Below are 21,286 nucleotides of genomic sequence, written 5' to 3' on the forward strand. Positions count from 1 at the left end.
TCCTCCTACTTACCGCCGCGGTACGCGCCGAAATGCATCGCGTACACGAGACACACTACGAAACGCTGCGACTCGAACCGGCTTCGACTCCACATTCACGATCGAGCGTATGTAGGTCACTGCATGGAAGCACCGGCTCCTCCGGGCTCGGCCGCAAGGGCCTGTGCTTCCTCGATCAATGAGGCCACGGTCGCGGCGAAGCCGTCGGCACCGAGGGCAGGCAAAATCCCCGGCAACAGGCCCGTCAAGGCAACCGACAGCACGGCCTCGGGCTTGAGCGCACCACCCGTCGAAGCGGACACGGCCGACAGCTTCTCGTCGAGCTCGCCGAACGTCACGCTCTTGTCACCGAACGAGACCGCGACGGTCGAGGGGGCAGCGACGGCCGCAGCCGACACCAGTTCGGGCAGGTCGTCGATCGTCTTCGGCTTCGGTGCCGGCCGTGCCCGCTCGGCCTCCGAACGCATGTCGACGCCACGCAGGATGCTGCCCGGATCCGATGTCAGCAGATCGAGAAGGCGGACGAAACGCTGCGCGAACAGTTCGATCGTCGCGGGCTCGAACAACGCCGTGGCGTAGTTGAACACGGCATCGATTCCGACGAGATCACCCGAGTCGTCGAAGCGTTCCGTCGCTGTCAGCTGTAGGTCGACCTTGGCCTGCTCGAGACCGCTCTCCAACGCCGAGACCTCCAGATCCGGCAGCGCGAAGGTGCCGGTGGCGAGGTTCTGGAAGGTGAGCATGACCTGGAACAGCGGGCTGTACGCCGCCGAACGCTTGTGCCCGACCACCTCCACGACCCGTTCGAACGGCACGTCGGCGTTGCCGAACGCAGCGAGGTCCTTCTCGCGGACCTGAGTCAGCAGATCCGCGAATGTCGTACTCGGCGTGACCGAGGTCCGTAGTACAAGCGTGTTGACGAACATGCCGACGAGGTCGTCGAGTGCAGCATCGCCTCGCCCGGCAACCGGAGTACCGACGGTGATGTCCTGTTCACCACTCAGCTTCGACAGCAGAACCGCCAGTGCGCTGTGCACCACCATGAAGACGGTTGCGTTGTGCTCACGCGCAGTCTTCTGCACTCTCGCCGCGATGTCGGGCGCGACACCGAACTCGATACGTCCGCCACGCATGGACGCCCGGGCCGGTCGCGGGAAGTCGGTCGGCAGCGCAAGTCGTTCGGGCGCGCCTGCCAGCGCGTCGGACCAATACGCGATCTGACTGGACAACACACTGTCGGCGTCGTCCTCGGATCCGAGTACCTCACGCTGCCACAGCGAGTAGTCCGCGTACTGCACGGGAAGTTCCGTCCACTGCGGTGCATCGCCTGCTGTTCGTGCGACGTACGCGGTCATCACATCCCTGATCAACGGACGCATGGAGAATCCGTCGGCGCTGATGTGATGGGCGACGAAGACGAGCACGAACTCCTTTCCGCTCGCCTCGGTGACGGAGAAGAGCTCGGCGCGTACCGGAACCGCGTTCGCAACATCGAATCCAGCGGTGACGACCTCACCTACGACGCCAGGCACATCTGCGGCCGAGATCTCACGCAATTCGAGCGCCGGCAGCGCGTCCGACATGGAGACGACGGATTGGATGGGCCCGTCCGCCGTGTCCGGGTAGCGGGTACGCAGGATCTCATGCCTGCGGAAGAGGTCACCCACTGCAGCTCGCAGCGCTGAGACGTCCAAGACACCGGTGAGTCGAATAGCCACCGGAATGTTGTATGCATCCGAGCTTGGATCCACCTGATTGAGGGTCCACATGCGCTGCTGCGCCAAGGACAGCGGAACGGATTCCGGACGTGTCCGTGCGACGAGCGGAGTACGTGCACCCTGTCCGACGTACGACTCCACCCGAGCGGCAAGCGCGCCGACCTTTGGAGCCTCGAAGACCGAGCGAACCGAAATCGACGCATCCAGTGCAGCACCGAGGCGTGCGACGAGCTGTGTTGCCACCAGCGAGTTGCCGCCGAGTGCGAAGAAGTCGTCGTCCAGTCCCACCCGAGCTACGCCGAGTAGCTCGGAGTACACGCGGGCCACGATCTCCTCGATCGGATTGGTCGGGGCACGGAACTCCGACGCCTCGAACACGGGAGCGGGGAGCGCGACACGATCGAGTTTGCCGTTGGCGTTGAGCGGCAAGGCCGCCAGGACGACGAAATCGGACGGCACCATGTACGACGGCAACGACGAGCTCAACGCCGTTCGCACATCCTCGATGTCGACCGTCGCCGACGCGGAGGGAACCAGGTAGCCAACCAGCCGATCACCGGTGTGCGGATCCGAGTACAAGATCACCACGGCATCGGCGAGCACGTCCAGCGCTCGCATCGCTGCCTCGATCTCGCCGAGCTCGATCCGGAAGCCCCTGATCTTGACCTGGAAATCGGAACGGCCCGAGAAGACCAGCTCCCCGTCCGCGTTCCAGAACGCAAGGTCACCGGAGCGGTACAGCCTTCCACCGTTCGGATCGAACGGATCTGCCACGAACCGTTCGGCAGTCAGGTCCGGGCGCCCCAGGTAGCCGCGAGCCAACTGTGCGCCGGCGAGGTAGAGCTCGCCGGTGGTACCTGCCGGGACCGGATGCAGGCGGGCATCGAGTACGTACACCCGGGTGTTCCACTCCGGCCGACCGATTGGGACGCTGGCATTCTCGTCGGACGTCACTCGATGCGACGTCACCGACACTGCAGCCTCGGTCGGGCCGTACAGGTTGAACAATTCCGCGTCGTTGTGCTCGAAGAAACGTCGGGCGGTATCACCCGGAAGCGCCTCGCCGATGGCCAGTACTCGCTTCAGCGACGACGGAACAGTGTTGTCGCCGTTCACCATCAAGGCGGTCAGCATCGACGGCACCACGTGGAGCGTCGTGACCGACTCGCGTCGAATGATGTCGGCAAGTCGAGCAGGATCACGATGGTCGTCGGGCCCGGCCAAGACGAGCGTCGCCCCCGACGTCGGAGCGGACCAGAACTCCCATACCGACAGATCGAACGTCGCTGCGGTCTTGAGCAGAACCGAATCGGTGGGCCCGAGATCGAACTCGGCACGCTTCCACGTCAACTGATTGACGATTGCCGAATGGCTGACGGCAACGCCCTTGGGTCGGCCCGTAGATCCCGAGGTGAAGATGACGTAGGCACAGTTGTCGGTGCGCAATGGCGCAGTTCGCTCCGAATCCGTGACCGGTGAGCTCGTGTACGAAGACAGGTCGAGGGTGTCGATCCTCACCACGGAGGTGTCGGCGATCGACCGGTCCGAGAACGCTTCTCCGTCGCGCTCGGTGGACAACAGCAGTATCGGCGAGGCTGAGTCGAGTACGTACTCGATCCGCTCGATCGGCTGCTCGGAGTCCACAGGCACATACGCGCCACCGGTCTTCGCGACAGCGAACATCGCGACGACCAGATCCGCACTGCGGCGAATCGCCAATGCAGTCCGTGTTTCCGGTCCGACTCCGCGGCCGATCAAATAGCGCGCCAGTGCGTTGACCCGGGAATCGAATTCGCGGTACGTCCACCGTCGATCGCCCTCGACCAGAGCAATCGAGTCGGGGTGCCTCGCGACCTGCTCGTCGAACAGCGAGACCAGAGTGGCGTTGCGGTCGACGGGATGACTCGTCGCGTTCGGAGACTCGACGAGTAGGGCGCGCTCGGAGCTGCCGAGCAGGTCGACGTCGCCGACCGGAGTTTCGGGCCGCTCCACGATTGTGTGCAGGAAGTGAACGAACCGGGTGGCGATCTTCTCGACCGTCGAGTGGTCGAACAAGTCTTTCGCGTAAGTGAACTCGGCCGACATGCCCGCAGGTGTTCCGCTTACGTCGTAGCGATCGACCACGATCAGGTGCAAATCGAACTGTGCGACGCCGGACTCGATCTCCATCGCAGCAATGTCGAGACCCGGAAGCGCCAGGTCCGTGACTCCCTGATTCTGGAAGGAGAACCCGACCTGGAACAGGGGATGCCGAGCAGTCGAACGAACGGGGTTGAGGACCTCGACCAACCGCTCGAACGGAACGTCCGCGTTGGCGAATGCGCCGAGGTCAACCTCACGCGCACGATCGACGAGTTCGGTGAACGGCAACGCGCCGTCCACCTGTGTACGCAGAACCAATGTGTTGACGAACATTCCGATCAGATCGTCCAGGGCGCGGTCGCCTCGGCCCGCAATGGGCGTGCCGACCGCGATGTCCGTGGTACCGGAGAGCCTGGCAAGCAGACCTGCAAACGCCGCGTGCACCGCCATGAACAAGGTGCCACCTCGCGACCGCGCCAGATCGCGAAGCCGTCCGTGCAAATCGGCGTCGATCCCGAATTCGACACTGCCACCGGTGAACGACTGGGTTGCAGGCCGCGTGCGATCGGACGGAAGTGTCAGCTCGTCCGGAACATCTGCCAACGCCTCGGTCCAGTAGCCGAGCTGCCGAGACACTGTCGAATCCGCGTCGTCTTCGGAGCCGAGCATGTCGCGCTGCCAGAGGCTGAAGTCGGCGTACTGCACCGGCAACGGAGCCCATCCCGGCTCGGCGCCCGTGGTCCGAGCTGCGTACGCCGTCATCAAGTCGCGAGCCAGCGGAGCGACCGACACCCCATCGACGCTGATGTGGTGGGCGACCATCGCGAGCACGTGTTCGTCCGCTCCGGTCCGGTAGAGCTCGATTCGGATCGGTACCTCGGTCGTGACGTCGAACTGTGTCGATGCAAGAGAGGCGATCCTCTCGGCAACGTTCTCCGCAGCAACCTCCGTGACCGACAGTTCGGGGAGTGCCTGCGACGGGTGCAGTATCTGCTGCACCGGTCCGTTCTCGGTCTCCGGGTACATGGTTCGCATCGACTCGTGGCGAGAGACGAGATCCGCGACGGCCGCGCCGAGGGCGCCGATGTCCAGATCGCCGGAGAGCCGAAGTGCGAACGGAACGAGGTACGCCGTGGACGTGGGATCGAACCGGTTCAGGAACCACATTCGACGCTGCGACAACGACAGTGGGATCTCGATCGGCCGCTCGCGAGCAACCAACGCCACCCGAGCGTCGCCGTCGGCCCGCTCGACCTCGACAGCGAGTTTCGCTACGGTGCGGGCCTCGAACAGGGCACGGACCGGCACCGAGGCACCGACCGCAGTGCCGATGCGCGCCACCACCCTGGTCGCGATCAACGAGTTGCCGCCGAGCTCGAAGAAGTCGTCGTCGGCACCGATGCGTTCGACGTCGAGCAGATCGGCGAAAACCTCTGCCACGATCTCTTCGATCGGAGTGGACGGCGCACGGAACTCACGCACCTCGAAGACCGGCTCCGGCAACGCGCGACGATCGAGCTTGCCGTTGACGGTCAGTGGAATCTCGGGCACCACCACGAAGGCCGACGGAATCATGTACTCCGGCAGCGATGCCGCTACCGAGGTACGAAGGTCCGCCGCGTCGACGGTCGCACCGGACACCGGGACGACGTAGGCGACCAACTGGAGCGTGTTGTGTCGATCGGAGCGGACGACGACGGCCACCTGTCCCACCGAGTCGTCGGCGAGCACTGCGGACTCGATCTCGCCGAGCTCGATTCGGAAGCCTCGGATCTTGACCTGATCATCGGCGCGGCCGACGAACTCGAGATCTCCGTCGATGGTTCGACGTGCGACGTCTCCGGTCCGATACATCAGCGAACCACCGGCGTGCGCCGCGGTTCCCGAGAACGGGTTGGCGACGAAGCGAGTGGCCGTCAAGTCCGTTCGACCGAGGTATCCGCGGGCCAACGTGCCGCCTGCAACATACATTTCACCGGCCACCCCGACCGGAACCGGCTGGAGTCGTGCGTCCAGCACGTAGACGCGAAGTCCTGGGATTGCACCGCCCACGACGGAACCCGTGGCGCTCGACACCAGTTCTTCGTCGAGGCGGCGGTGCGATACGTGCACGGTGGTCTCGGTGATCCCGTACATGTTGACCAGTTCCGGAGAACGATCGCCGTACCGGGCGAACCAGTCCGACAACCGCCGCAGTTCGAGTGCCTCACCGCCGAAGATGACGTACCGAAGCTGCAGATTCTGCCCGTCGGCGCCGAGAACTCGGTCCACTTCCGCCAACTGGTAGAACGCTGAGGGCGTCTGGTTGAGGACTGTGACGTTCTCCCGAATCAACAACTCTCGGAACGACTCCGGTGACCGCGAGGTGAAGTAGTCCACCACGACGAGCGTGCCACCGTGAAGCAGAGGGCCCCACAGTTCCCACACCGAGAAATCGAATGCGTACGAGTGGAACAACGTCCATACGTCATTGCTGTCGAATTCGAACAACCCGTCGGTGTTCGCCATCAGACGCGCGACCGCGACGTGCGGAACCATGACGCCCTTGGGTCGGCCGGTCGAACCCGAGGTGTAGATGACGTATGCAACATCGGACGGCCGCAGTGGACGACTGCGCTCGGCGTCGTCGATCGGCGACTTCTCGTGCGCCGACAGGTCGAGGAGGTCGACCTCGACGCTGTCGAGCTCGTGAGGCGCGGAGAACTCGCGGCCCGACCAGGTCACGAGCGCAGTGGGTGCAGAGTCCTCCAGCACATAGGCGATGCGATCGGCCGGGTTCGTCGGGTCCACCGGTACGTATCCGCCGCCGGACTTGATCACAGCCAACAGCGTGACGACCAGGTCCACCGATCGAGGCAATGCCACAGCGACCAGAGACTCCGGGCCGACCCCCGTCGACATCAGATGACGCGCAAGTCTGTTGGATCGCTCGTCGAGTTCCCGGTAGCTCAGCCGTTCGGCACCGAAGACCACCGCTGTCGACTCCGGCGAACGCTCCGCCCGACGCCCGAACAGTTCGGCCAGGGTCGAGTCTGCGGCGACACCGTCGACGCCGGCCCAGGTCGACGTCACCAACGTTCTTTCCTCGGAACCGAGTAGATCGATCTCCCCGATCACCACGTCCGCATCGTCGACGACCGAGTCGAGAACGCGCAGCAACCGCGCGCCGAACTCTTCGACGGTGCGTCTGTCGTAGAGGTCGGTCGCATAGGTCCAGAACACCTGCAGGCCGTCGAGCGCCCCGTCGACTGCCACTGCTTCGGTAACAGTCAGCTGCAGATCTGCGCGGGCAGTCGCAGCGTCGACGTCCATCGGCGCGACGGTAAGGCCAGGTAGTTCGAACTCGGTCCGACGGATGTTCTGGAACGCGAGCAACACCTGCACCAGCGGGTGGCGGGCCTGCGAGCGCTCGGGATTGAGCACCTCCACCAGTCGCTCGAACGGAATGTCGGAGTGCGCGAACGCAGCCAGATCCACATCACGCGATATCGCGAGCAGTTCGCTGAACGTCGTCGAGACGTCCACTTCGGTGCGCAGGACCAACGTGTTGACGAACATGCCGATCACGTCGTCGAGTGCGGCATCTCCGCGACCTGCGATAGGTGTGCCGACGACGACGTCCTCGGTCGCCGCCATGCGGGCGAGCAGCACCGCGACGGCGCTGTGGACGACCATGAACAACGAGGCGTTGTTCTCGCGCGCCAGCATCGAAAGTCGTCGGTGGACAGCAGCGGGCACCTCGAAGGACACGACATCGCCTCGACCCGACGAGGCCTCGCCGCGCGGTCGATCGGACGGCAATGTCACTTCGTCCGGCAGTTCCGCGAGGACATCGCGCCAGTACGACTCCTGCTGCGCGAGCAGCGATCCCGGATCGGCTTCGGACCCGAGTACATTTCGCTGCCAGATGGCGAAGTCCGCATACTGGACGTCGAGCACCGGCCAACCGGGTTCCTGTCCTTCCGTGCGGGACACGTACGCGGTCATCACGTCCCGCGCCAGCGGAGACATCGAGAATCCGTCGGCAGCGATGTGGTGGGCCACGAACATCAGTACGTGCTCATCTGCCGAGACACGGAAGAGACGGGCCCGGAACGGAACGTGCAGTGTGACGTCGAAACCGGTGGCAGCCAACTCGTACATCTTCGCGGGTAGTTCGTCCGCCTGGACGAGCACCGGTGCCAGATCGAGCGTGACATCACCGACGGGCAGGATCTTCTGATACCCGGATCCGTCGTCGTCAGGGTAGACCGTGCGGAGCGACTCGTGACGGCTCAGCAGATCGCTCACCGCAGCCGTGAGCGCGTCCACGTCGAGGGCGCCGGTGAGCCTGATTGCCGCCGGGATGTTGTTGACGGCCGACGCGGTGTCGAACCTGTTGAGAAACCACATCCGTTGCTGCGCAAGGGACAGCGGGATCTTCGCCGGACGGGTCTGCGGTCCGAGCTTGGCACGACCACCCGTTCCGGCCTTGCGTTCCACGCTCGCGGCCAGCGCACCGACAGCCGAATTCTCGAACAGTTCGCGTACTCCGACGCTCGTCTCGAGCGCGGCACCGAGCCTCGACACCAGCTGCATTGCGACCAGCGAGTTTCCGCCCAGTTCGAAGAAATCGTCGTCGAGACCGACCCGTTCCGCACCGAGAACGTCCGCGAACACCTGCGCGACGATCTCCTCGATCGGCGTGACGGGCGAACGGAACTGCGCGACATCGACACTGGGCACCGGCAGGGCCTGCCGGTCCAGCTTGCCGCTGGCATTGAGCGGCAGGAAGTCCAGCGTCACGAACGCGGACGGGACCATGTACGACGGCAACGAAGACTTCAGTGCCGAACGCAACGCAGCAGAATCGACGGATCGACCCGGCGTCGGTACGACATAGGCGACGAGACGATCGCCCGCCCGCGCATCCGACGACACGACGACGACCGAATCGTCGACGTTCTCGCCGGCCGCACGAAGACTGGACTCGATTTCACCGAGTTCGACGCGCTGACCACGAAGCTTGACCTGAAAATCACTGCGTCCGACGTACTCCAGCTCACCGTCCGGGTTCCACCGCACGAGGTCACCGGTTCGGTAGAGACGAGTCCCCTTCTCTCCGAATGGATTTGCCACGAATCGTTCGGCCGTCAAGTCCGCCCGGCCCGCGTAACCCCGAGCGAGCTGAACACCACCGACATACAGCTCCCCCAGAACGCCCGCGGGCACCGAGTGCATCCGGCTGTCCAACACGTACACCTGGGTGTTCCACAGCGGCACACCGATGGGCACGTGCACGGAATCAGCCTCCGTGACAGCGTGATAGGTGACATCCACGGCGGTCTCGGCTGGTCCGTACAGGTCGTGCAGTTCGGCCCCGGGGAACACGCGCCGTACCCGGCTCACCGTCGACGGCGTGAGCGCCTCACCGCCGACGAAGAGCAGCCGTAGCGAACGGCACGCGTCGGTGTCGAGATCGGTGACGTAGACCGACAGCACAGAGGGAACGAAGTGCGCCAGCGTCACCTGCTCCCGCTCGATGATGCGGGTGATCCGGCTCGGATCACGGTGCGCATCATGGGGCGCGATGACCAGTGAGGCGCCGTTCTCCAACCCCCAGAAGAACTCCCACACCGACACGTCGAACGTCGCCGGTGTCTTCTGGATCAACACGTCGGCATCGGACAGTGGGTAGACATCCTGTCGCCACAGCATTTGATTCACGATCGCGCGATGGCTGACCGAGACGCCCTTCGGCTTGCCGGTCGAGCCCGAAGTGAAGATCAGGTAGGCCGGATTGTCCGGTCGCAGAGGCGAAGTCCTGTCGGCATCCGTGATCGGCGTCGACAGTACGTCGCTCAGATCGAGCCGGTCGAACACACAGATCGGAGCGTTCGTCGTCAGGGACTCGGCGATGTCGGCAGTGGCGAGGACGATGGACGGCTGTGCGGTCGCCAGCACATGTTCGTTGCGGGCGGAAGGCTGGTCGGGATCGATGGGCACGTACGCTGCGCCGGACTTGACGATCGCATACATACCGATCAACAGATCGAAGGAACGTCGTGCGACCAGCGCCACCGTGGACTCCGGCCCTACCCCCCTGTCGATCAAGCACCGAGCCAAGGAGTTGGCTCGTGCATCGAACTCCGCGTAGCTCAGAACCGAAGACGGCTCTTCGGTTTCCGAGGCGAGAACCAGCGCAGGCGCGTCCGGGGTGCGTGCAACCTGAGCGTCGAAGAGGGAGACCAAGGTGTGCCGGTCGTCGACATTGTGCTCGGTGTCGTTGATCGACCGTACGAGTCGGTCGTATTCGTCGGGATCGTGAAAATCGATGTCTCCGACGATGATTGCCGGATCGGCACCGACCGCCTGCACGATGCGCTGGAACCGATCCGCGAGCGCCTCGACGGTGGTCTCGTCGAAAAGGTCGGTCGCATAAGTGAAGAGACAGGACAACCCTGCGTCGACACCGTGCTCGTCGACCTTCTGACTCATCGTCAACTGAAGATCGAACTTCGACCCCTTGGTTGCGAAATCGACCACCGACACCGACAGTCCTGGCAGCTCCAGATTGGTCCGCTCCATATTCTGGAAGGACAGCATCACCTGGAACAATGGATGGCGAGCCTGCGAGCGAGCCGGGTTGAGCACCTCGACGAGCCGTTCGAACGGAACGTCGGCGTTGGCGAAGGCCGCGAGATCAGTCGTACGGGTGCGCGCGAGAACATCTTCGAAACGCGCACGGCCGTCGACCGGAGTTCGAAGAACGAGCGTGTTGACGAACATGCCGATCAGATCGTCGAGCGCCGACTCACCGCGCCCGGCCACCGGGGTACCGATCACGATGTCGTCGGTTCCCGACATGCGAGCGAGCAGGACGGCGAAGGCCGAGTGCATCACCATGAACAACGACGAGCTGTGACGATGCGCGACGTCGGTCAGGACGTTGACAGTGTCCTGGTCGATATCGAAGGTCACACCGGCGCCGCGATTGGATGCGACGGCAGGCCTCGGGTGGTCCACCGGCAGATCCAACTGGGCAGGTATCCCCGCGAGAGTTGTCTTCCAGTAGTCCTGCTGACGAGCCAGCAGGGAATTCGGGTCGTCCTCGTTCCCGAGCATGTCGCGCTGCCACAGGCTGTAATCGGCGTACTGAACCGGCAGTGGCAACCAGTTGGGTTGCACCCCTTCGGATCGCGCGACATACGCGGTCATGACATCCCGCGTGAGCGGACCCATCGAAAAGCCGTCCGTGGAGATGTGATGGACGACCAGCACCAGAATGTGCTCGGTCGGGCTGATCTCGAACAAGCGCGCGCGAAGCGGCAGCTCGACGGTGACGTCGAAGCCCGTCGTTGCGACCTCTTCCAGTACCGAGAAAATGTCTCCTCCGGAGACCTCGATCGGCGCGAGATCCGGGATGACCTCACTCGTCGGCAGCACCAACTGGTGCCCCGACCCATCGACCTCGGGGAATACGGTTCGCAACGACTCATGCCGATCCAACACGTCGGCAACGGCCACGTTGAGTGCCTGTCGATCGAGCAGACCGGACAGGCGGACGGCAACAGGAATGTTGTTGACCCCTGAGGCCGTATCGAACCTGTTCAGGAACCACATTCGCTGCTGCGCAAGCGACAGGGGAACCAACTCGGGGCGCACCTGCGGAACCAACGGCTTACGCCGGCCGGCGCCCGCCCTCTCGGCCAACGCTCGGGCCAATGCGGCTACCGACGGATTCTCGAAGAGCGAACGCACACCGATCTCGGCATCGAGGGCCGCGCCCAGTCGCGTGACGACACGCGTCGCGATCAAAGAGTTTCCGCCGAGTTCGAAGAAGTCGTCGTCGAGCCCGACCTCGGAAGCGTCGAGCACCTCGGCGAACACGCGCGCGACCGTCTGCTCGGTGGGCGTGACGGGTTCGCGGTACTCGCGTTGGACATGTTCTGGATCGGGCAGCGCACGGCGATCCAACTTGCCGGTCGCGCCTAGCGGGAACTCCGTCATCGGCACGAAAACGGACGGCACCATGTACTCGGCCAGTCGCTGCGCCAGCATTGCCCGCGCCGGCCGTAGATCCGTCTCGGGCGCGACGACAACGTAGGCGACCAACTGCTCGCCGCGCACCAACACAGCTGCCTGCTGAATCTGTGCACTCTCGAGCAGAACTGTCTCGATCTCGCCGAGCTCGATTCGAAGACCTCTGAGTTTGACCTGGGAATCACTCCGGCCGAGATATTCGAGTTCGCCCGCACGATTCCACCGCACGACGTCGCCGGTACGGTACATCCGGCTTCCAGCCTCCGCGAACGGGTGTGCGACGAACCGGTCCGCAGACAGGTCCGGGCGCCCGACGTAGCCACGGGCCAGTTGAGCGCCCGCTAGATAGAGCTCACCTGCGACACCGACCGGCACCGGAGACAGACGAGCGTCGAGCACGAATACCGACGTGTTCCACACGGGCGCGCCGATCGGCATCACCACGGTGTCGACGTCGCTCACCTGGTGGTAGGTGACATCGACGGCGGCTTCGGTAGGGCCGTACAGATTGTGCAGGGAGACCTTGGGCAATGCTCGACGCAGCGCCTGTGCCGTCGTCGGGGCGAGTGCTTCACCCGAGGCGAAGACCAGACGCAACGAGCTTCCCGCTGCGCGGCGAACTTCGACCTCCGGAACGAATACCGCCAACATCGACGGTACGAAGTGTGCGACCGACACACGTTCACGCTGGATGAGTTCGAGTAGGTAGACGGCGTCGCGATGGCCGTCGGGCACTGCGACAACTATCGAAGCCCCGGTCTGCAGAGCCCAGAAGAACTCCCAAACCGACACGTCGAACGTCGACGGAGTCTTCTGCAGCACAGCGTCTTCGGCACCGATCGGATACTCGTTCTGCATCCACAGCAACCGGTTGACGATCGCCGAATGCGCCACCGCGACGCCCTTGGGACGTCCGGTCGAACCGGACGTGAAGATCACGTACGCCGTGTTCGATTCACGCAGCGGAGACACTCGGTCACTGTCGGCGACGGGCGCGCTCGAGTACCCGTCCACATCCAGCACATCGATATCGATGACCTCGATGTCGGCGATTTCGAGATGATCACGCGTCGTGGACAACACGCACACCGGCGACGCAGTCGACACGATGTACTCGTTGCGCTCGGCCGGTTGTGTCGGATCGATCGGCACGTATCCGGCGCCCGCCTTGACGATGGCGTACATCCCGACCAGTAGTTCCAGACTGCGGCCGATCGCGAGACCGACCAGCATGTCCGGACCGACCCCGATCGAGATCAAATACCGGGCAAGACGATTGACCCGGACGTCGAATTCCGAGTACGTCAGTCTCTCGCCTTCGTAGACAACTGCCGTCGCGTCGGGACTGACCGAGACCTGGCGGTCGAAGAGGTCGACCAGCGTCCGTCCCGGGGCGAGATCGTGCTGCGTACGGTTCCACGTCGACACGACTCGTTCGCGCTCGCCGACGTCGAGAAGATCGATATCACCCACCGCTACCGAGGAATCCCGGACGACCGCCTCGAGCACTCGAACGAAACGAGATGCGAAGCTACGGACGGTCTCCGAATCGAAAAGGTCGATTGCATAGGTCAATTCGGCGGACATGCCTTGCCCACGCCCGTCGACACCGATCGACTCGGTGACGTTGAGCTGCAGGTCGAACTTCGCAACCTCGGCGTCGAGCGCAACGCTGTCGACCGACAGGCCGGGAAGTTCGACGTGTGTCCGGGTGAGATTCTCGAACGACAGCATCACCTGGAACAGTGGGTGGCGTGCCTGAGAACGTGCCGGGCTGAGCACCTCGACGAGGCGTTCGAACGGCAGATCCGCATGACCGAACGCACCGAGTGCCACTTCCCGAGCGCGACCGATCTGCTCCGAGAACGACCTCGAACCATCGATATCGGTGCGCAGCACAAGCGTATTGACGAACATCCCGACCAGATCGTCGAGCGCGGCGTCGCCGCGACCGGCCACCGGAGTTCCGATGGCGATGTCGTCCGACCCGGACAACCTGGCGAGCAGGACGGCAAGAGCGCCGTGGACGACCATGAACAAGGATGCGTTGTGCGCGTGAGCCAGGCCTGACAGCTCACGATGGATCTCTGCGGGGATCTCGAACCGGATGGACGAACCCTTGTACGACTGACGGCTCGGCCGCGGACGATCGGTCGGCAGATCAAGCTGATCCGGGAGTCCTGCGAGGATGTCGGCCCAGTACTCGACCTGGCTCGAAATGAGCGATGTCGAGTCGTCTTCCGAGCCGAGAACGGAACGCTGCCACAGGCTGTAGTCGGCGTACTGAACAGCCAGTGGCAGCCAGTTGGGATGCTCCCACGCAGTCCGAGCGGCATAGGCGATCATGATGTCTCGGGCGAGCGGGCCCATGGACCAACCGTCGGCCGAGATGTGGTGAACAACCATCGCAACCACGTGTTCACGCGGTCCGATCTCGAACAACCGTGCCTGAATGGGAACGTTCACGGTCACATCGAACGTGGTGGAAGCCAACGCGAAGACCTGACGCTGAATATCCGCCGCCGACGTCAGAATCGGAGTCAGATTCGGAACGGTCTGGGCCGCGTCGAGAATGCACTGCCGTGGACCCTCGGCGGTGTCCGGGTAGACGGTTCGCAACGACTCGTGGCGGTCGATGACATCCATGATGGCCACCTGGAGGGCTGCCACGTCCAACTCGCCGGTCAGTCGCAACGCGAACGGAATGTTGTACGCCGTCGAATCGCGGTCGAACCGGTTGAGGAACCACATCCGCTGCTGCGCAAGGGACAGGGGAACTCGCTCGGGTCGAGCAGAGGCGACGAGCGCGGTGCGACCGCCCTCGCCGGCTGCTTGTTCCACCCGCACTGCCAGCAGCGCAACGGTGGAAGCCTCGAAGAGCATGCGCACGGGAACGCTGGCATCCAGCGCCACGCCCAGTCGAGAAACGACCTGGGTAGCGATCAGCGAGTTGCCGCCCAGCTCGAAGAAATCGTCGTCGAGACCGACCCGCTCGACCCCGAGTACTTCGGCGAACACCTCGGCGACGATCTCCTCGATCGGAGTCGTCGGCGCACGGAATTCGCGTACTTCGAACACAGGTGCAGGCAACGCTCGACGATCGAGCTTTCCGTTGACCGTCAGCGGGATCGAGTCCAAAACCACGAATGCCGATGGCACCATGTACTCCGGTAACTGCTCGGCCACGTTGACGCGCAGAGCGTCCACGTCGACGGTGGCACTGCCGTTCGAATTCTCACCCACGACGTAGGCCACGAGCCGAGCCGCGCCCGGCATGTCCTCGCGGACGATGACAGCGGCTTGGGTTACCGAATCCTGGTCGGTGACAACAGCTTCGATCTCACCGAGCTCGATTCGGAACCCGCGAATCTTCACCTGGTCGTCCGAGCGTCCCAAGTATTCCAGCTCACCGGCCGCGTTCCACTGTGCGACGTCACCGGTGCGGTAGAGCAGCGAATGCCCGTCACCGGAACCGAACGGATCGGCGACGAATCGAACCGAGGTCAAGTCCTGCCTGCCGAGGTACCCCCGTGCCAACTGGCCACCGGCGACATAGAGCTCCCCCGGAACACCGATGGGGACAGGATGCAGGCGTGCGTCCAGGACGTACACGCGAAGACCGGCGATCGGCTTGCCCACGACCGAAGCCGAAGTCGCGGCGAGAGCAGCCTCCGTCAATAGCTGATACGACACGTGCACGGTCGTCTCGGTGATGCCGTACATGTTGACCAGCTGAGGCTTCGCATCGCCGTGCCGATCGAACCACCCCGCGAGGCGGCGCGGTTCGAGCGCCTCACCGCCGAAGATCACATACCTCAGGGCAAGGGTATCGGTCTGTGCGATCACACCGTCGAGATGCGAGACCGCACCGTTCGACTCTGGGTCGACACTGCTGACGTCGACACTGCTGACCTGCACGGCGGTCCGGTCCGCCTCCGACAGCTGATAGAACGCCGACGGCGTCTGGTTGAGGACAGTGACCTGCTCGTCGACCAACAATCGATGAAACGCCTCGGGTGTGCGCGAGGTGAAGTAATCCACCACCACGAGTCTTCCGCCGTACAGCAGTGGGCCCCAGAGCTCCCACACCGAGAAGTCGAACGCATAGGAGTGGAACATCGTCCACACGTCGTCCGCACCGAATCGATACACCTCGTCGGTGTTCGCGAACAGCCGCACCACGTTGCGGTGCGAGACAAGAACACCCTTGGGTCGGCCGGTCGAGCCCGACGTGTAGATCACGTAGGCGACGTTGTCGGGACCGAGGGGTCCACGCCGGCCGGCGTCGGTGATCGGCGCGTCGGAATACTCCTCGAGATCTATCGTGTCGAGATCGAGTGTGCTTGCACAAGATCGCTTTTCGACATCTGTCGGCAATTCGACACCAGCCGCGCCCGAGTACAGAATACTGATCGGGCGCGCGTCCTCGAGCATGAATTCCATGCGATCGACCGGATAGTTCGGATCGAGTGGAAGATATCCTCCGCCCGCTTTGACCACAGCGAGAAGTCCGACGACCAACTCGATGGAACGAGGCAGCGCTACGGCGACCAGCGTCTCCGGCCCCGCCCCGTGCGAGATCAGCAGACGCGCAAGTCGATTCGTCCGAGAGTCCAACTCTGCGTAGGTCAGTGCATTGTCGCCGAACGTCACCGCAACGTTCGACGAGTAGGCGCCCGCCGCCTCGCCGAAGAGGTTCACCAGGGTCGTGGGTTCCGAGACGTCCACACCCGAGACGTTCCACTCCGACGCAACGGACCGATACTCGTCCGACTCGATGATCTGCACGTCCCCGACCGGCCGGCGAGGATCCGCGGTGACCGAGTTCAGGATCGCGGTGAATCTCGCTGCAAAACTCTCGACGAGTTCGGCGTCGAACAAGTCGGTGGCGTACTCGAATACCGCGTCGATCCCGGCTGGCCTGCCGTCGTCGTCGTGGTGCTCGGTCAGCCACAGCTGCAGGTCGAACTTGGCGATCGGGACGTCGAATTCGTCTGCTACCGCCCGCAATCCACCCACATTGAGTTCGCGAGACATGGCCGATTCGAGTGACAGCGCGACCTGGAACAACGGATGACGCGCCGTCGACCGCGCCGGATTGAGGACCTCCACCAGCCGCTCGAACGGGACGCCTGCGTGTGCGAACGCGGACAGGTCCGTATCTCGGACATGACCGACCAGGGTCTCGAAAGAATCCCCTGGATCGACCTCGGTGCGCAGGACGAGAGTGTTGACGAACATTCCGACGAGGTCGTCGAGTGCAGGCTCGCCGCGCCCGGCGACGGGAGCTCCGATGGCGATGTCGGTGGTGCCGCTGAGCCTGGCGAGCAGGATCGCATACGCGGACTGCATCACCATGAACAGCGACGCACTGTTGGCACGTGCGAGGCCGGCGAGCGACGAGTGCAACTCCGCAGGCAACTCGACCCTCAGCTTGGCTCCGGAATTGGACGAGACGGTGGGACGCGGACGACTGAACGGCAGCGTCAGCTGATCAGGCAGATCTTCGAGTGTGCTGCTCCAGTAACGGATTTCGCGCGCAGACAACGATGTCGGGTCCGATTCCGGTCCGAGTACCGCTCGCTGCCACAGTGAGTAGTCGGCATACTGCACGCTCAGCGGCGACCAGTCCGGCTCGCGGCCGTCCGCGCGCGAGGAATACGCAACCAGGACGTCGCGGGCGAGAGGACCGAACGACGCGCCGTCGGCAGCGATGTGGTGGAGCACCATCGCGAACTCGTGCTCGGTGGGTGAGATCTCGAAGATCGCGGTACGGAATGGTGCGTCGACGGTGACATCGAAGCCCTTACCCACCAGCTCACCGAGGTGCCGAGGCAAGTTCTCGCGAGCGATCCGGGTGGGCACTATGTCCGTAGGAACGCCGGCAGGGTCGAGCACGACCTGCTCCGGCGAGCCGTCGACCTCAGGATAGATGGTGCGAAGCGTCTCGTGCCTGCGCACGACGTCGGCGAACGCGGCCGACAGTGCGTCGACATCGAGCTTGCCGGTCAGACGAACGGTGAACGGGAGGTTGTACACCGCAGTCGACGGATCGAACCGGTTGAGAAACCACATCCGCTGCTGAGCGGGCGAGAGTGGAATCCGGTCGGGACGCTCGCGTGCCTCGAGCACAGGGGCATCGTTGCCGACGGTCGCAGCCGACTCTGCACGAGCAGCGAGAGCGCCGACAGTCGGCGCCTCGAACAACTCGCGGACGCCCAATCGAATTCCGAGCGCCGAACCGACACGGGTCACGAGTTGTGTTGCAATCAGCGAGTTTCCGCCGAGTTCGAAGAAGTCCTCGTCGAGACCGACGTGTGTTGCGCCCAAGACGTCCTCGAACACCCCCGCGACAACGTATTCGGCATGGCTCTGTGGTGCTCGGTACGTCTTGACACTGGTGAACACCGGTTCAGGCAGCGCTTTGCGGTCGAGCTTGCCGCTCGTGTTGAGCGGAAGTTCGTCGAGCACCATGATCGAGGCCGGGACCATGTACGAGGGCAGTGACCGTCCGGCGAACTCCACCGCGTGGGAGGCGTCGACGGCGTCGCCAGGCGCCGGCACGACGTATGCGACCAATTGTTCACCGGTCGCGGTGGGAACGACGAGTGCAACGGCCTGGGAAATCGACTCGTGTGCAAGGAGAACCGTCTCGATTTCGCCGAGTTCGATTCGCTGGCCGCGGAACTTGACCTGGAAGTCGGTACGGCCGATGTAATCGATCGTGCCATCGGCGCGCCACTTGACGAGATCGCCTGTGCGGTACATCCGCTCCCCCGCCGACCCGAATGGGTTGGCAACGAAGCGATCCGAGCTCAGATCGGGTCGTCCGACGTAGCCGCGCGCCAGTTGAACACCAGCAAGGTAGAGTTCGCCGGCCTCACCGATCGGAGTCGGGCGCAGTCTCCCGTCGAGTACGAACGTTCGAGTGTTCCACTCGGGAACGCCGATCGGGACGGTCTTGAGATCCGCAGTTCCACTCTCGTAGTAGGTGACCGACACAGCAGCCTCGGTCGGACCGTACAGGTTGTGCAGACCTGCTCGGGAGAGATCACGGAACGCTGCGGCGGTTTCCGCCGGCAGCGCCTCACCGATGACGAATACGTGCCGGAGAGAACCACACGTTCCGGCAGGTGCGTTGGCCACGAATACGGACAACATCGACGGCACGAAGTCGGTGACGGTGACGCCGTACTCGGCGATCTTGTCTGCTACGTATATCGAGTCGCGATGGCCGTCCGGAGTTGCGAGCACCATGGTGGCGCCGACTCGAAGCGGGAGAAAGAAGCCCCACAGCGATACGTCGAACGTCGTCGCGGTCTTCTGCAGGTAGACATCCGAGGAGTCCAGACCGTATTCGGCGGTCATCCACTGCAGCTGATTGTCGATTGCCGCGTGCGAGACCGCGACACCCTTGGGTCGGCCCGTCGAGCCCGAGGTGTAGATCACGTACGCCGTGTTGTCCATCCGCAACGGGGACAGTCTTTCTCGGTCCTCGACGCGTGATCCCGTCAGCTTCCCGAAGTCGACCAGATCGACCTCGACGACGTCCGTGCCCGCGGGAAGTTCGACCGCATCGCGGGAGACTGTCAGCACACACAACGGCTGCGCGGAGTCGAGGATGTAGGCCGTGCGATCCGCGGGGTGATCGGGATCGATCGGAACCCATGCACCACCTGCCTCGACGATCGCGTACATCGCGACGACCAGATCGAGCGACCGTCGAATCGACAGACCTACGAGAGTCTCCGGACCGACGCCTTTGTCGATCAGGATCCGGGCAAGGCCGCCGACTCGCGCGCCCAGTTCACCGTAGGACAGCGATCGGTTCTCGAACACCAGCGCTGTCGCGGACGGGTCGGCATCCACGCGCGCATGAAATTCGGACAGCAACGTGGTCGGTACGAGCTCCCGCGCCGTGTCGTTCCAGGTTCCGAGTACCTGATTCTGTTCGTCTTCGGTGGCGAGGGCGAGATCCCACACCCGAGCGTCCGGAGTCGACTCGACGAACCGATCGAAGAAGTCGACGAACCTGCTGTGGTTCCGCTCCGATTCCTCGGACGAGTACAGGTTCGGGTTCGATTCGAAATCGATGTGAGTCTTGCTGCCCGCCACGCTCTGGTAGAGGTTGAGGCCGAAATCCTCGATCAGACCCGTCGAGAGGATGTTGATGCCCCCGACCATGGAGCCGAGTCGCACTTCGCCGAAGAACAGCATGATGTTGACCCAGGGCCCGAAGAACGACGCCTGGCCGCTCGATCCGCCCGCGTCGCGTCGGATGTCCTCGTGGCGGTAGCGCTGGTGCCGCAGGGCACCGGTAACCTCGGTCCCGATACGTGCAAGTAGCTGTTCGACGGTGGTATCTCTCGACACGTCGAGTCGCAGCGGAACCACGTTGGAGACCATTCCACCCGAGCGCCGAAGCACGGCCGTCGTGCGAGCGGTCACAGGCAAGCTGAGGACGACGTCCTCGCGACCGGTCATCTGCGCCATGTACGCCGCAAATGCAGCGATGACGACACTGGCCAGTGTTGTGTCTGTGGCTTCGGTGAGCGCATCGATACCGGACACGGCGGCAGGAGACACAGACCTCGAGTCGATCTGACTGACCGCCGCAGGCGCGGCGCTACGGCCGGCAAGGCTCGTCACCGAATCGATGCCGGCGATTCGCTGTGCCCAATACTCGCGGTCGGTGTCGAACCGCGTCGAGTCGCGATAGGAGACATCGATGTCGTAGACCTTGCGCAGGTCGGACGACAAGTTCTTCTTGGGCTCCGTGCCCTCGACCGCAGCGGTGTACAGCTCGGCGGCACGGTTCATGAACGTCACCGCGCCGAATCCGTCGAGGACGACGTGGTGGACCCGCTCGTACCAGAAGTACAGATCGTCCTCGAGTTGAAGGACGGTGGCGGAGATCAGGCGGTCACGAAGGATGTCGATCGGCGCACTGTAGTCAGCGCGCATCCACGCGAGTGCAACCGCGCGAGGGTCCGCCTCCCCGCGGAGATCGCGGTACCCGAGGGAATCGTCGAGGGACGGGTCGACGTACTGCCGCGGCTCGGCATCCACTTCGACGATCCGAACGAATCCGGACTGCATTTCGAGCGCGGCCTCCGACGAGACCCGCTGGAGTAGATCGCGGTCGAGATCACCGCGGAGTTCGACGTACTGGGCAATGTTGGCCGGTACCGATGGATCGACGTGTTGAGCGAACCACATGCCGAGCTGTGCGGGAGAGAGCGGAAAGGACGATTCGGGCACTCCGTGACCTTCAGATGCACCTTCGGCTGATTCTTCCCAACCTAGCGGGTCCAATCGAATCCTCTCTTTCCCACAATCACGCGCCCTCGCCGAACATCGATTTCACCGAAGCTCTTCGAGCACCGAACACACAAATGTAATAGTTTTTCGCAATCAGAACGACTCGCCGCCCCGCGCGTTGATGAAGTTACCCATCGGTACAT

1 protein-coding gene is annotated in these 21,286 nt (G+C 63.7%); it reads right to left on the reverse strand.

The features are described 5' to 3' along the window. Positions 1-116 precede the first annotated feature (116 nt). A complete protein-coding gene (locus tag WDS16_RS14105; protein WP_338885886.1) occupies positions 117-21,083 on the reverse strand; it encodes a non-ribosomal peptide synthase/polyketide synthase in 20,967 nt (6,988 codons plus the stop codon). Positions 21,084-21,286 lie beyond the last annotated feature (203 nt).

Origin of the sequence: Rhodococcus sovatensis (assembly GCF_037327425.1) — a bacterium.
In the GTDB taxonomy this organism is placed as follows: Bacteria; Actinomycetota; Actinomycetes; order Mycobacteriales; family Mycobacteriaceae; genus Rhodococcoides; species Rhodococcoides sovatense.